Source organism: Flavobacterium arundinis, assembly GCF_038289855.1.
GTDB lineage: Bacteria > Bacteroidota > Bacteroidia > Flavobacteriales > Flavobacteriaceae > Flavobacterium > Flavobacterium arundinis.
In genome coordinates, this window is record NZ_JBBYHR010000005.1 from 80,464 (window position 1) to 94,709 (window position 14,246).

A 14,246-nucleotide genomic window follows, 5' to 3' on the forward strand; every position below is an offset into this window, starting at 1 on the left:
GCTTTCTTAATCAATAGTAATAAAAAAAATGGGAAAAATAGATATTCTTCCCATATGGCCATATTTTCTCTGAATATTCGGGCTACTCCCACTCATATTTAATCTCTTCCCGGTTGTTGGGATCTATTTTTTTCTTAGTGGTGACTACATTCAATTTTTGGTCGATGCTTCTCAAAGCATTTACCATTGCCTCTTCTTTATCGTCAAGATACTTTCTATAAGGCATAGGTTCTTTGTTTAGTGCAGGCATCAGCGTACTAAAGTCCTTTTGAAAAATAGCAGCATTTTCAAGATTGCCAATCTTTTCCAGTTTATAAGTGTACCTGTTGGTTATATCATAAACCTCAAGTATCAGCCCCGGCAGGCCATGAAATTTCCATGGGCCAAAAGGTAGCGCTATATCGGGTGCAAACCATGCCACCCATTCTCTTCCACGAAAAACAGTTGTGGCTTTAATGCAATTATATCCGGCTATTTTCTTCGTGTCGCCTGTTATGTTCCAGTTAATATCGTAGGTGTCTTTGACAAATGCTGTGTTTTTTAAAAGCGGTGCATAAAACAATAGTTCTTTTTTGGAAAGGTCAGTTTTGAAATAAGGTTCAAAATCTGATTTAAGAGAGGAAAAATTAACCGATTGATCTTTCAGGCTTTCTGCTAAAGGCTTCTCCTCCCATCGCTCGGTCGTACTGGTTTTTTCCTGATAAATAGCGGTGTTGTCTTTTACCCATAAAATAGTAGTAAATTTTAATGGGACATCCGTATCACAAAACATTCTATATTCCGCCTGTATTGTTCCCGTATTTTTCTGGCAAAAAACACTTGATGAACATAAGCAAAATAAAATCAGGAAGGTTATTCTCATGATAAAAAGGCTTTTTTTATGGTGCAAGTTTTAATGTTTGATATTGTTTAAATCATAAACCTGTAAAATAAGAAGGGAAGGAAATTTTCCTTCCCATGTAATACAGGCTCTTAATTATAGCCGTACATATTCGTAAATGTTACGACACGCAGGCCTTCTCTCTTTAATTCATTAAGGAAGGTCCCGAATATTTCGCTGCATTCAAAAGCATCTCTTGTATTTACAGTTTCCATTTCAATAGGGATTAAATTTCCCCTTCCGTCATCCACCATTGCCGATCCTCTGCAAGGCGCTGTAATTTCAATAGTACAATCTTTGGTTTCCTGCTTTTTAGAAGATGCTTCTTCAGTTTTTTTGTCAGTTGCAGCATAACTTGTGCCGGCCAGCGCTATGATGGCGAAGACACTAAATAGTTTTTTTTTCATAAAGTAAGTTTTAAATTACCTGTCGGTATAAAGATTTGTGTAATAAGTAACAGAACCCCCAATTTTATTCAGAGTATCCCTCATCCATCGGGTAAAAAGCTGATTACAATCCACAGCATTATCAGCAGAAACGGGATCCATATTATATACCGCAACTTCTCCACGGCCATTAATAAAAGAAGCAGTACCACCACAATGCCCAACTGTTTGGCCATCGAATGACATTAGTTCGCTACTTACTTTTTTTTCACTTTTTTCCTTTGTTACATCTTCAATGTCCGATGCGTAAGAGACGCAGCCTATTGCAAGGCAAATAAATCCGCTAAACAGAATTTTTTTCATAATTAATAATTTTTAAGATTGGTTTAACCAAATTTATAAATATAACACGTTGATTATCAATTATTAATAGTTAATAATTTGTTAAAAACAACTCAAAATTTAACTTATTTTATTTATCGATTAATTATATGTCCGTGTATTGGCAACAAAAAAATTCCCTGTTTACATCTTATCTTTGCCCCATGAACTGGCTAACATCCCTTTTTGGAACAAAACAGGAAAAAGAACCCATCGACCCTATGAAAAAATACCTCATTGCCTGTCTGGGCAACATCGGCGCCGAATATGTAAATACACGCCACAACATCGGCTTTAAAGTGGGCGACCACATCGCCAAGCAGGAAGGCGCTTCTTTTGAAACGGCTAAACTTGGAGCCGTAGCCGAAGTGAAGCTAAAAGGCAAAACAGTATTCCTGCTGAAGCCCAATACCTACATGAACCTTAGTGGCAAAGCCATAAAATACTGGCTCGATAAAGAAAACATACCTGTTGAAAACCTGCTGGTTGTAACGGACGACCTCAATATTCCATTCGGTACCATCCGTATAAAAGCCAAGGGCAGCGATGGCGGGCATAACGGACTGAAAAGCACGCAGCAGCTTTTGAACACCTCTGATTATCCGCGTTTCCGTTTTGGGATAAGCGATGAGTTTAAGAAAGGGCAGCAGGTAAGCTATGTGCTTGGCGAATGGGACGAGCAGGAAAAAGCAAAACTGCCGGAGCGCCTCGATATGGCTGCCGAAGCGGTAAAGTCGTTCGTGCTTTCCGGACTGGCCAATACGATGAGCAGCTATAACGGGAAATAGGTACGCCGTTTTGGCCCCGAATTTGTATCTTTAATATCTAAATCCCCGACATGAAAAATATCATCCTTGCCTTCCTTCCCTTTTTACTGATAGCCTGCGCCTCAAAAAAAGGGCCTGCTGCTTTTACGGAAGGGAAGTGCCGTATTGAAAGCCGCTGCCCCGACGAAGGCAATTGCGGATTTGAAGTGCTGAAAGACAAAAGTCTCATCATCAAGTCGGATGGTACAGGGAAACCGTATTACACACTTGAAGATGCACCCGGAAAAATAGTGGCAAGGTATACTTATGCGGCAAAAAGCGGGAAATATCAGGATGATGCCTATACCGAGGAGGTTATTTTTGAAACTGACAGCGAACTTTCCAACCTTCACAAGTCAAACCCGAAGGATGCAAAAATGCTGTTTGGCGTGCACTGCTTTTGCAGGGATAAAGCCGGATTTTATAAGGTGGGAAAAGGGCTTTTGGACTATCAGGACAATAAGCTCATCATAAAGCTGCAGGATAATATTGTCGAAGGCCAGAAAACGGATCTCGTAATGGTTTCCTTTAAATAAAAATCCCCACGCTTAAGGTGGGGACTTCATTTATCAACTACTTATATTAATTTACAACTATCTTCCTTACTTCTCTTCGTGCGCCATCCTGAACGGTTACAAGATATACACCAGATTGTATATTGGACAGGTTCACATTTCCTGAGAATAACCCTGTATTTTCATACGAGTTCTCAAAAACCTGCCTGCCCCTCATATCGTGTACACCAACTTTGATGGCATTTCCGGTATCGGAAGTAAAACTCACGGTAAAGCTGCCGGTATTTGGGTTAGGGTATAATGTAAAGTCCTGAAGTCCGAATGAACTTGTGGCGTTTATGGTTTGTGAACATACTTCAACCGACCATGAGTTGAGCGTTCCGGTATCGCCCAGGCCAAAATCGGCGAATGCCAGTATCCAGTTGCCCTGTGCCTGCTGTCCTGCAAAAACAGATAACGGGTTTACCGGCAGTATTGTACCCGTAGTTGGTGAGCCGCAGCTTACACCGGACCCGCTATCGCTGAAAGTTACGTTGATATTACTGCTGTCCCCGCATTGTCCCTCCCAAAGCGTGGCCTGGGTGTTATCGGGCCTCGCAACGATAATGCCGAGGTCTGAAATATAGGGATGCGTAATATTTACCCCAATCTTAACATTCGAAATTATAGCGCTTGCCGGCACATTGATGGTCGATAAAGTATAATTGGCACTATTGTCAGGTATAGCCACAGCTGTAGTATTGGTATAAGTGTTGCATGTTGTAACCACAGTTACTCCTATAGCAAAAGGTGTTGGGTTCACCGCATAATAAATGTTGCCTACTGCCTCTACCATAATCCTGCAGAAGGGTGCCGATACATTAGGTGCCGTAATATCCTGCGTACCATCGTTTGGTGTGTTGGCAGCAAGTACAGTCGGGAATGTAAGCCCGCCATCTGTAGATAGGCGGATATTTACATTGGCAGTATTGATGTTGTTTGCGGTTGTTCCCGCTACATTCCATGTTATTGTCTGGGTACTTCCCTGGTTCCACGAGAGATTGGCAGCGCTTTGCGATGTAACGGCAAACGGCCCTGCACTGTTGCTTACCGTAACTGTCATATTGCTCCTCGCAGTCTGTCCGCCGTTGGGTGTATTGTTATCCCTCACAGTAAGGGCAAAATTCATTGTCCTTCCTACCGAAGGCACAACTTCCCAGGTAGGCGTAAGGTTGTTGTTAATCACGCTCGACAACACAGGCATGTACCTGTTCGGCGAAACGGATGGGTTTAACGACCTGAAATTAGGGCCTGTCGTGCTGGTTGGCAAAGGTGTAACATCAACCGTAGAGGGTGCGCCGTTGGCATTGGTTTGCTCCCAGCAATAGGTCAGGGCATCACCATCCGCGTCGGTTGCGTTTCCTTTTAATATGAAGGCTGTGCTTTTCGGGATAGTATAATTTGGCAGTGCGGCTATTACAGGCGGGTTATTGTTATTTGCAACTTCAGCGGCACAACCGCCGTCATTGTTTACAAAGGTAAACATCTGCGCCAGGCTGATCGCGTGGAAATAATCATCAGAGTTGCTCTGAACGTTCGGCGGGCTGATGCCGGCATAAGCCATAATAGTGCTGCCGCTTCCCGGCTCTACAGCATTGCTGGCAGACCGTTGGTAAGAGTTATTAAAGCTATGGTTAGCGCCAAACTGGTGGCCCATTTCGTGGGCTACATAATCAATATCAAATGAGTCGCCCACCGGAGATGGATTTCCGGTAACACCCTGTGCCTTGAATGATGAGCATACGCACCCTAAAGAGGCAATACCGCCATCGCTGGTACCTACAACGTGGCCAATGTCATAATTCGCCGAGCCGATGCCGGCGTTCATAATCTGCTGTATTTCGTCGATCATAATACTCTCATCGTTGTTGGTGAGGTTATCCGAAGTAACGAAAATAACGTTCTCATTGGTCGGTACAATTTGCATCGTCAGCGACATATCTTTTTCATATAACCCGTTTACGCGTGTCATGGTTACATTCATTGCAGCAAGCACGGCTGCTTTTTTCTGGGCAAGGGTACCTGCTCCTACGCCTGCTGCATTGATTTGGAAAGCGGCATATTCTACCGTACAGGCAAGCGCCAGGCGGTAGGTCCGGAAAAGGCCGTCATTGGCCTGTGCTGATGGCGGCGGGGGAGGGACAGCATCCAGCGATTCGCTGGCTACGTCGCAATGAAAAGTGCGGGGTGCCTTAAGGCTCGACTTTTTGTAGGCAATATAATTTTGCAGGTCGGTCGTATATGGGTCGGTATAGGATGTCCCTTTGTCCGATAATATCATGGCGTGTACTCCAAAAATGGTAATGCTGAAGCGCACGGTTGCCGCCGGGTTTTCGATACCCTGCCCAACATACGACTTAATATCCGGGTGTTGTGCCGCAAGGTCAGGGTGCATTACAGATGCTTCATAAACCCTGAAGTTTTCAAGTTTGCCTTCGCCGGTTGGAAAAGGAATGATTACTGCAGACATTTGGCCTGAATTCCTTGGCGGCGCAGCGAGCAGCCTTGACTCCAGTTCCGGAAGGTTGATGCGGAAAGTCGAAAATGCCATGGGAGTCGAACCTCTGTCGAGTTTATTGGCAACTGCCAGCCGCTCTTTAGGAACAGGGCTCCATACAGCTGATTGGGAATATCCGAATGTAAACGAAAACAAAAGTATAAAGGAGAGCAATATTCTTTTCATAGGGAATGAATTTAAAGGATGCTAAAGTAGTAATTTAAACTATGAAATTTTAACATAATTTATGAATATAACATTTTTTTAGGATGTGTTGGCGGGTTTTTCTCTCCCTGAAAACCACCACTGATGAGGCATCTTTTAAAAAACTTCTCAAAACATCTCCTAAATTGGATGCAGATAATTAAATTTGCTAAACTTAACACTGCGGTTTGAAAATTTTCAATTCAATACAGGAATTCAGTTCCCCTGCAAAAACTATTGTAACCCTGGGTACTTTTGATGGGGTACATAAAGGCCACAAAAGCATCCTGGACAGGCTCATTACAAGCAGCAGGTCTTCCGGCTGCGAAAGCCTGGTGCTCACCTTTTTTCCGCATCCGCGAATGGTATTGCAGCAAAACAGCGAGATAAAGCTGCTTAGCACGATTGAGGAAAAAGCACAGCTTCTCGAGAATTATGGCCTGGATAACCTTATAGTACACCCATTCGACCTTGCTTTTTCCAGGCTTACCGCCGAGGAATTCGTAAAAGACATATTGGTTGACAGGCTCAACATCTGTAAGATAATCATAGGGCATGACCACCGTTTTGGACGCAACCGTACCGCTAATATTGATGACCTTATCCGCTTTGGTAACGATTATGGCTTTGAGGTAGAGAAAATCTCCGCACTTGAAGTAAATGAAACATCCGTAAGCTCTACTAAAATACGCAATGCGCTGACTGTTGGCGATATTGAAACGGCTAATACCTTCCTCGGCTATCCTTACTTTATGACAGGCATTGTAGTAAAGGGAAAACAGCTGGGGCGTACCATTGGGTTCCCTACTGCGAATATTTATATTAAGGAAGACTACAAACTTATTCCTGCAAACGGTGTCTATGCTGCCTCGGCGGTTATTGATGGGAACGTTGTACACGGCATGATGAACATAGGCACCCGTCCAACCGTAGGGGGTACCGAACGCTCCATAGAAATACATTTCTTTGATCTGGATAAAGACCTTTATAATAAAGAGGTAAGGGTGAGCATCTACCAAAGGCTCCGCGACGAACAGAAATTCGAATCGGTAGATGCGCTTAAGCAACAACTCCACAAAGACAGGGAAGCTTCGCTTGACTATTTTAAGGGCAATAAAACATGAAACGCCTTTTCCGGCAAATAGACAACGCGCCGTTGGTTATTTTCAGGATCTTCCTGGGCTTCCTGCTGGCGTGTGAAACTTTTGGCGCTATACTTACGGGCTGGGTAAAAAGCAACCTTGTCGACCCGAAATTCACTTTCTCCCATATTGGCATGGAATGGCTGCAGCCGCTTCCGGGCAATGGCATGTACTGGTACTTTGCTACAATGGGCGTGTTAGGGCTGTTGGTGATGATTGGCTACAAATACAGATGGACACTGGGATTGTTTACCATTCTTTGGGCAGGAGCCTATTTCATGCAGAAAACCTCCTACAACAACCACTATTACCTGCTCCTGCTGGTATGCCTTATCATGTTGTTCCTTCCCGCCAACCGCTACGCCTCCATAGACGCACGGCTGAACCCTTCTGTAAAAAAACTCACGATGCCTGTTTGGTGCTCCTGGGTTATGATACTGCAGGTGAGTATCGTCTATTTTTATGCTTCGCTGGCAAAATTTTATCCCGGCTGGCTGGATGGCACTTTTACAAGAGATCTTTTGCATAATTCTGTTACAGACCCTTCCCTGAACAGTATAATGTCTCAAAAATGGTTCTACCTTTTTATTGCTTATGCCGGCATAACATTCGACCTGCTGGTAGTGCCGTTCCTGTTGTTCAGGAAAACAAGGACTATTGCACTGATCGCCTCGGTCATCTTCCATATTTTTAATGCGGTGACATTACAGATAGGTATCTTCCCGTTTTTTGCCCTGAGCTTTGTAGTGTTCTTTTATCCCCCTGAGAAAATTAGGAAGCTGTTTTTGAGAAAAAAACCCCCAGTTACCGAAAGCAATCCGGACTATCAGGAAGGAAAGAGCATACTCCTGTATTTTTTCATCCCTTATTTCATACTACAGCTGCTGCTGCCGCTAAGGCATTACTTCATTAAAGGTGATGTGCTGTGGACCGAAGAAGGGCACCGCCTGAGCTGGCGCATGATGCTGAGGGCCCGCAACGGCTATACCGATTTCAGGATAATAGACAAAAAGACAGGAGGAAGGCTTTTTTATAATTTCAAGGAAAAGATTACCCATAAGCAGCAGAACGGTATGGAAACCCGTCCGGATATGATATGGCAAATGGCGCAGCATATAAGGGAAGATTTTGCAAAGCAGGGAAAAGACGTAGCAGTCTATGCCGAAACACAGGTTTCTATAAACGGTGGCCCTTACAAAAGCCTTATCAACCCTGATGCCGACCTTGCTTCTGCCGACTGGGGCTACTTTTTCCATAGCGACTGGGTATTGCTGTATGATGAAAAAGGCAATATTCTGAAGTAAGAAACCAATGCTGCTTGTGCTGATTCAACTCTTTATCTTCAGGATAATTTATCCGATTTTGACCATAAACAAGCCATAATCATATTTTCAAGACATTTAACAATCCTTTAATTTAATCATACTTATAGTATTAAAATTTTACTAATTCATATTCCTGTCTGCTATTTTATGGCTAAATTCGGGTATAAATAAGGTTGTGGGAAAATAATGTTGAAATACCGCTGATCTGTCAGCGCTGTTTTAAAAATTTGAAGCACAACCGGTTAACTGAATATAAATACAAAAGATAAAGGGTTATGAAAATCTCAAGAGTTCTGATTAACGGTTTGATAATTTTTGCATGCATCGCAGCCTTCTTCCTTCTAATGGAAGTAGCCGGGCTAAAAGACCAGGTATACCTGAGGCTGGTAAATTTCATTTTTGTAATTTATGGTATAAACCGGACTATAAGAGGTAATTTCAAAGATCATATCGATGGCTATTTTGCCAACCTTATTGCCGGTATACTAACCGCAATGGTTAGCCTCATTGTGGGTATATTCAGCTTTATGGCCTATGTGGAGTACAGGGGTGGTGCAGATTACCTCCATACCTTCGCAAAAAGCTATATTTTTGGTGGCGGCGAGCCTTCTATTAACGATTTTTGCATCGCGCTTGCTGTTGAAGGTACCGCTGCATCGGTAATAGTATCGTTTACACTTATGCAGTTTTGGAAAGATAAAGTAGAGAAAATCAATAAAGTAGATGATGTAAACCACATCCATAACTAATCTTTCTACAGGAAACTTCTGTAGGTAACGGGAATTTGCTATTTTTGAAGCAACTTAAATTTCCGCTATGAACACAAGGCACGACTGGACTAAAGAAGAGATAATAGCCCTTTACAATAAACCGATGATGGACCTTCTTTTTGAAGCGGCATCGGTTCACAGGGTAAACCACGACCCTAACGTTGTGCAGGTATCTACACTCCTGTCTATAAAAACAGGTGGCTGTCCCGAAGATTGCGGTTACTGCCCGCAGGCTGCCCGTTACCATACCGGTGTAGAAGGCAATGACCTTATGAGCGTACAGCAGGTAAAAGCGCAGGCACTTCGCGCGAAGTCAAGCGGTTCATCGCGTGTTTGCATGGGCGCTGCATGGCGTAACGTAAAAGACGGCCCTGAATTTGACCAGGTACTCGAAATGGTGCGCACCATCAACAAGCTTGATATGGAAGTATGCTGCACGTTGGGCATGATCACCGAAAACCAGGCAAAGCGCCTTGCTGAGGCAGGCCTGTATGCCTACAACCACAACTTAGACACATCAGAAGAATATTATAAGGAAGTGATTTCCACACGCGGTTTCGAAGACCGTCTCCAGACCATCGAAAACGTAAGGAAAACCAACGTTACCGTTTGCAGCGGCGGAATCATAGGAATGGGTGAAAGCGTAGAAGACCGTGCGGGAATGCTCGTGGCGCTGGCTTCGCTGAACCCGCAGCCGGAATCGGTGCCTATAAACGCACTGGTAGCTGTGGAAGGTACCCCTATGGAAAATGAAAAGCCGGTGGAGATTTGGGAAATGATACGCATGGTAGCCACTACCCGTATCGTGATGCCGGACACGCAGGTGAGGCTTTCAGCAGGACGTACCCAAATGAGCCGTGAGGGCCAGGCGATGTGCTTTTTTGCAGGTGCAAACTCGATATTTGCAGGCGACAAGCTGCTAACCACACCAAACCCGGATGTAAATGAAGACATGAAAATGTTTGAAACCCTTGGATTGGTGGCACAAAAACCATTCACTAAAGTATCGCAGCCAACAACCGTTGAAGCGCAAGACTCGCAATTTACGCCCCTTGGCGAAAAGCCGAAATGGAGCAGGCCGGGCCATAAAATTGAGCGTAACCTTGAGGCGCAGGGCAAGAAGGTATAATTCTTTTAAATCAAATGATCAGACCCCAAAGATTTTCAAAACCTTTGGGGTCTTTTCGTACGTATAAAACCTTTTTACAGGATGAATACTTATGCTTATATTTGGTGTACCCTTAACACCGTGCCTGATAGTGAAAACGCATAAGAAACATAACCGCAGCAAAGCAGCCCTTATGGCGTTGCTATGCCTGTTTTTATGCACATCGGCAGCGGCCAATACCATTGCCCATTGTGATTCCCTTATAAAAAAAGGTATTGATGCTATGTGGAACAAAGACCACGTGAAGTCACTCGAGTTACTGACAGAAGCCCGCAACCTGGCCGAAAAGAACCACTGGTACAAACAGCAGTTTTTGGCTACCAATAATATTGGGGCAAACTACTATACGATACTGGAATATGGCGAGGCGCTGCATTATTATATAGAAAGCTACAACATTGCAGTAAAGGAGCTGGAGCCGAAATATGAGATGGTGGTGCTAAATAACATTGCCATATTATATTCGAAGGAAAAGAACTATGACAAGGCAAAGGAATATTTTAAAAAGGCGTATGATATTGCCAAAGAAAATAAGGACAACTACAAGATAGGTATGTATGCCATGAATTTGGGTAACCTGGCCAATGAAATGAATAACCCTAAGGAGGCCAGGGCCTACATACTGGAATCGTTCCCGTACCTGAAGCCGGATCCCCAAATGCACATGCTCGCGCAGATAGGACTGGCCGACAACGATCTCCTTCAGGGAAACCCGCGGCAGGCCAGGGAAAAGGCGGTAAATCTTTATAATACGGCACCCAACCTTAATTTTAACGAAACAGGTAGTTCGCTATTACTCATTATCACTAAAAGCTACCTTCGGGAGGGCAATTATACCAAAGCGATAGAGAGCGGGCATAAGCTGCTGGATACAAAGCCCAACCTTGACAGCCGGAAAACAGCCTTTGAATTATTAGCGCAGGCCTATACTAAAAACGGAAACTATACTGAGGCGCTGAGGTACAAAGATTCGGTGGTATCGGCCATTGAAGAACTCGAAGCGACTAAGAACAAAATATTACTGAACAGCAATGAGGCACGATTCCGGATACAGGATTATAAGAACCGGCTGGCCATCAACGAAGAGAAAAGCGCTGCCGAAAGGAATCTTTTTTACTATATAATTGCAGTAATTATTGCTGTAGTAACCATTATCATACTTATATTAAGGAGCAGGTCGGTGAAGCTGAAGCAGAAAAAGCTCATTGCCGAGCAGAATGAGAAGGTTATTGCGCTGGAACTCGAAAAAGAAAAGAATGACAACCTGCTGCTTGAAAAGCAAATACGCGAAAAAGAAACGCAGGCTTTGCTGGAGCAGGAGCAGCTTAAGAACGAGATAGAAGCGCGTAACAGGAAGCTGTCGGCAAAGGCGCTGTACCTGTCCGGCAGGAATGAGCTTATAGAAGAGGTGATCGCATCGCTTTCCCAAATACCGTCGCTGGCGGGCAACCAGGCATTGACCGGACATATAAAAACCCTCAAAGGGCATTTGAAGACCGATCACGAATGGGACAGTTTCATCACCCATTTTGAAGAAGTGAATCACGGTTTCCTGAACCGCCTGAAAGTTTTGCACCCCTCGCTTACCGCAAATGATGTGCGTTTCATCTCCTACATTTATATGAATCTTAGCACAAAGGAAATTTCATCTATGCTAAACATTACGGCCGAAGCCTGCCGCAAAAGGAAGGAAAGGATAGCTGCTAAAATGGACCTTCCGGAAGATATTTCCTTATATGATTATTTGTCAACAATTTAAAGACGGACAATCACGGTATTTAGGTTATAATGTCACACTATTTCCTGTTTAAATTTTTGTTATGTAATTGTTTTTAGTGAAAATTGTAATGTGAATTTTTACCAACTTAAAAACAATTTCTATGAAAAGAATTACAATTTTAGCTATGCTGTTTTTGGCAGGTTTCAGTGGCCATGCGCAATTTAGCTACGAGGCCAAACCGGACTACGGGAGGCTGGAAGGCATAACCTACGATCTGGAGGTTCAGAATAAATTATATGCTGTTTCGTTAAACAACCACATCGTTGTTTCCTATGACAACGGCGAAACGTGGGACCTGTTATATGCATATCCAAATACAGGCGCCAGGATAACTAATTTAAGGTTGCTTCCGGGCAATGAAAATCTGTGTTTTTCGATCATAAACCTTTATACCGAAGAAGACGGCATCTATATTTTGAACATAGAGGACAATGAGATCATAAGTTCGTTTGACGCACCTGCAGAGCCGGGAGTAAATATTACCAATTATGATATTTACGACAGCGAAGCAACCACAATACTGCTGAATGTAAATACAGACACTGGTGATAAAGTTTTCTATACCACAACAGGTGGGGAAAACTGGACGGAAGTATATGACGCTGCGGATAATAATGATGTGTCTATCATGACTGTGGCCATAACACCCGGAAATCCTTCAAAACTGTTTATGACACGCGGTGGCGGGCCGGGAGATGTTGATGGCGGCATTCTCATATCTACCGACTCTGGGGAAACCTGGACACAGAAGCTTCCGGGAGTGATACTTAACCCGATAGATTTTAAGCCTTCGGACGCAAATGAGATCATGGTAGGTACGGATATGTTCGATGATGATACCGATGAGAACCTGTACCGCTCGACAGACGGCGGCGAAACATGGAACATTGTGCCTGCAGCATGGACCCACATGGTGCTTGATAATATCATAATTATTAAATACCATCCTTACCTGGAAGATGTAATCTATGTGCTTGAGGAGAACGAGATCGCCTTTAGTGAAAACGGCGGTACTACATGGCAGATAACGGCATATCCTGAAGAGGAGTATTACTATGGCCTGTCGCTGTCGCTTAACCCTTTTGATAAAGAAGCGATCCTTACCACGAATATGTACCCGATGAGGACGATAAACGGAGGCGCTACTATTACGCAGGTGAAAGCGCCGTTCTGTACAGTGAACAGCGTATCGACAGTAAAATTCGGCACGACAGAACATTTGTACTATGGTGCACAGGGAGGCCGCCTACATAAGGATTATTCTACTAATGTTACCGATGCATATGATATAGAATCGCCCGCAACGTTCAGCCCCTCTGCCAACACGATAATTGCCGACCCTTTAAACGAAGGCAGGATATTTATAGCCGAAGGCGGAGGCTTTTTAGGAGGTAACCTTTATGTAAGTACAGATCATGGCGCAACCCGCACGATGCTGATGAGCGCTTCTGGTTTTACAGGCCTTGCAGTTAACCCTGCTAACGATAATGTCGTTTATGTGGTACTTGACGAGTGGGGCATGGGCTCATTGAACAGGCTTGACATTACCGATCTTGGGGCAGTAGTAACTACACAGGTAACTACACCGGGTGATGGCCCGATAGGCGGAATACTGGCCTATACGAACATGCTTGTCCTTGCAAAGAACGGTACCGTTTATAAATCGGTTGATGATGGTGCGAACTGGACAGAATTATATACTGTAGAAGGCGCGACCATTGCCGATCTTTCTGAGAACCCCCTTAACGCGAACGGATTTGGTATTGCTACTAGCGATGGTGTTTATACTACTGCTGATGCCGGAGCGACATGGACAACAGCGCTTGAAGGTATTGACGCACGCAAAGTTGAATTTTCTGACCTTAACGATGGTGTTATGGCTGTGGGTGTTTATAATGGACAAAACACTACCGATGCTTATATTACCTACTTTAATGGTACCGGTTGGATCACCGTTACACCGGCAGAGATGAATTACATGCAATCGTATACTATGGATTTCAACTTTGTAGGTGATAATATCAATGCTTATATGGGAACAATCGATATGGGTATTATCCGTTACAGCTTCCCTATTGAAATGCTGGGAACAGTAGACCATTCAATAGGTGAGAACAAAGTAGTTTTGGCCCCGAACCCGGCATCAGATTATGTAACAGTGCACACATCGCAGCTATCTGCGGTAAAAAATGTAGCGGTTTATAGCATCACAGGCCAGAAAGTGCTGGAATCTGCGCAACCAACGATCAACATTTCGCATCTAAGCAAAGGAGTGTATGTTGTTAAGGCAGAAACTGCTTCGGGCATCATTACATCAGCAAAATTAGTTAAAGAATAATACCAATATTTTAAT

The 14,246-nt window shown here is 43.8% G+C and carries 12 protein-coding genes; 8 read left to right on the forward strand and 4 right to left on the reverse strand.

What is annotated here, in order from left to right; genetic code table 11:
* Positions 1-82: 82 nt before the first annotated feature.
* From AAEO56_RS10620 to AAEO56_RS10630, 3 genes are all read right to left on the reverse strand, one after another.
* Positions 83-862 (reverse strand): GLPGLI family protein, encoded by a 780-nt coding sequence (locus tag AAEO56_RS10620; protein WP_341697031.1) that lies wholly within the window; start codon positions 860-862, stop codon positions 83-85.
* Positions 863-972: 110 nt separating this feature from the next.
* Complete coding sequence (locus AAEO56_RS10625) at positions 973-1,287, reverse strand: hypothetical protein (RefSeq protein WP_341697032.1); 315 nt, start codon at positions 1,285-1,287, stop codon at positions 973-975.
* A gap of 15 nt (positions 1,288-1,302) precedes the next feature.
* The gene (locus AAEO56_RS10630) at positions 1,303-1,629 is read right to left on the reverse strand and encodes a hypothetical protein (protein WP_341697033.1); all 327 of its coding nucleotides are present in this window, start codon (positions 1,627-1,629) and stop codon (positions 1,303-1,305) included.
* Between the two features lie 182 nt (positions 1,630-1,811).
* Between AAEO56_RS10630 and pth the strand changes: the two genes are divergently transcribed.
* Positions 1,812-2,435 (forward strand): aminoacyl-tRNA hydrolase, encoded by a 624-nt coding sequence (pth, locus tag AAEO56_RS10635; RefSeq protein WP_341697034.1) that lies wholly within the window; start codon positions 1,812-1,814, stop codon positions 2,433-2,435.
* 50 nt (positions 2,436-2,485) lie between these two features.
* Entirely contained in the window at positions 2,486-2,989 is a 504-nt protein-coding gene (locus AAEO56_RS10640; RefSeq protein ID WP_341697035.1) for a hypothetical protein, read from the forward strand.
* Positions 2,990-3,035: 46 nt separating this feature from the next.
* Here the strand turns inward: AAEO56_RS10640 and AAEO56_RS10645 are convergent, their stop codons facing one another.
* Entirely contained in the window at positions 3,036-5,690 is a 2,655-nt protein-coding gene (locus AAEO56_RS10645; protein ID WP_341697036.1) for a reprolysin-like metallopeptidase, read from the reverse strand.
* Positions 5,691-5,896: 206 nt separating this feature from the next.
* On the opposite strand from AAEO56_RS10645, the gene AAEO56_RS10650 reads away from it, so the two are divergent.
* The 6 genes from AAEO56_RS10650 (at position 5,897) to AAEO56_RS10675 (ending at position 14,231) form a co-directional block, all read left to right on the forward strand.
* Positions 5,897-6,832, forward strand: coding sequence for a bifunctional riboflavin kinase/FAD synthetase (locus AAEO56_RS10650; protein WP_341697037.1), 936 nt, complete (start codon positions 5,897-5,899; stop codon positions 6,830-6,832).
* Entirely contained in the window at positions 6,829-8,154 is a 1,326-nt protein-coding gene (locus AAEO56_RS10655; protein WP_341697038.1) for an HTTM domain-containing protein, read from the forward strand. The genes AAEO56_RS10650 and AAEO56_RS10655 overlap by 4 nt, the downstream gene beginning before the upstream one ends.
* Positions 8,155-8,450: 296 nt before the next feature.
* Positions 8,451-8,924 (forward strand): hypothetical protein, encoded by a 474-nt coding sequence (locus tag AAEO56_RS10660; RefSeq protein ID WP_341697039.1) that lies wholly within the window; start codon positions 8,451-8,453, stop codon positions 8,922-8,924.
* A 67-nt stretch (positions 8,925-8,991) separates the two neighbouring features.
* Positions 8,992-10,074 (forward strand): biotin synthase BioB, encoded by a 1,083-nt coding sequence (gene bioB, locus AAEO56_RS10665; protein ID WP_341697040.1) that lies wholly within the window; start codon positions 8,992-8,994, stop codon positions 10,072-10,074.
* Positions 10,075-10,204: 130 nt separating this feature from the next.
* Complete coding sequence (locus AAEO56_RS10670) at positions 10,205-11,872, forward strand: tetratricopeptide repeat protein (protein WP_341697041.1); 1,668 nt, start codon at positions 10,205-10,207, stop codon at positions 11,870-11,872.
* 121 nt (positions 11,873-11,993) lie between these two features.
* Positions 11,994-14,231, forward strand: a complete 2,238-nt coding sequence (locus AAEO56_RS10675; protein WP_341697042.1) for a VPS10 domain-containing protein — start codon at positions 11,994-11,996, stop codon at positions 14,229-14,231.
* Positions 14,232-14,246 lie beyond the last annotated feature (15 nt).

Coding starts and splice junctions, on each gene's coding strand:
- AAEO56_RS10625 (WP_341697032.1), bottom strand. CDS start 1,287: ATGAAAAAAAAACTATTTAGTGTCTTCGCCATCATAGCGCTGGCCGGC.
- pth (WP_341697034.1), top strand. CDS start 1,812: ATGAACTGGCTAACATCCCTTTTTGGAACAAAACAGGAAAAAGAACCC.
- AAEO56_RS10645 (WP_341697036.1), bottom strand. CDS start 5,690: ATGAAAAGAATATTGCTCTCCTTTATACTTTTGTTTTCGTTTACATTC.
- AAEO56_RS10630 (WP_341697033.1), bottom strand. CDS start 1,629: ATGAAAAAAATTCTGTTTAGCGGATTTATTTGCCTTGCAATAGGCTGC.
- bioB (WP_341697040.1), top strand. CDS start 8,992: ATGAACACAAGGCACGACTGGACTAAAGAAGAGATAATAGCCCTTTAC.
- AAEO56_RS10655 (WP_341697038.1), top strand. CDS start 6,829: ATGAAACGCCTTTTCCGGCAAATAGACAACGCGCCGTTGGTTATTTTC.
- AAEO56_RS10660 (WP_341697039.1), top strand. CDS start 8,451: ATGAAAATCTCAAGAGTTCTGATTAACGGTTTGATAATTTTTGCATGC.
- AAEO56_RS10640 (WP_341697035.1), top strand. CDS start 2,486: ATGAAAAATATCATCCTTGCCTTCCTTCCCTTTTTACTGATAGCCTGC.
- AAEO56_RS10620 (WP_341697031.1), bottom strand. CDS start 862: ATGAGAATAACCTTCCTGATTTTATTTTGCTTATGTTCATCAAGTGTT.
- AAEO56_RS10675 (WP_341697042.1), top strand. CDS start 11,994: ATGAAAAGAATTACAATTTTAGCTATGCTGTTTTTGGCAGGTTTCAGT.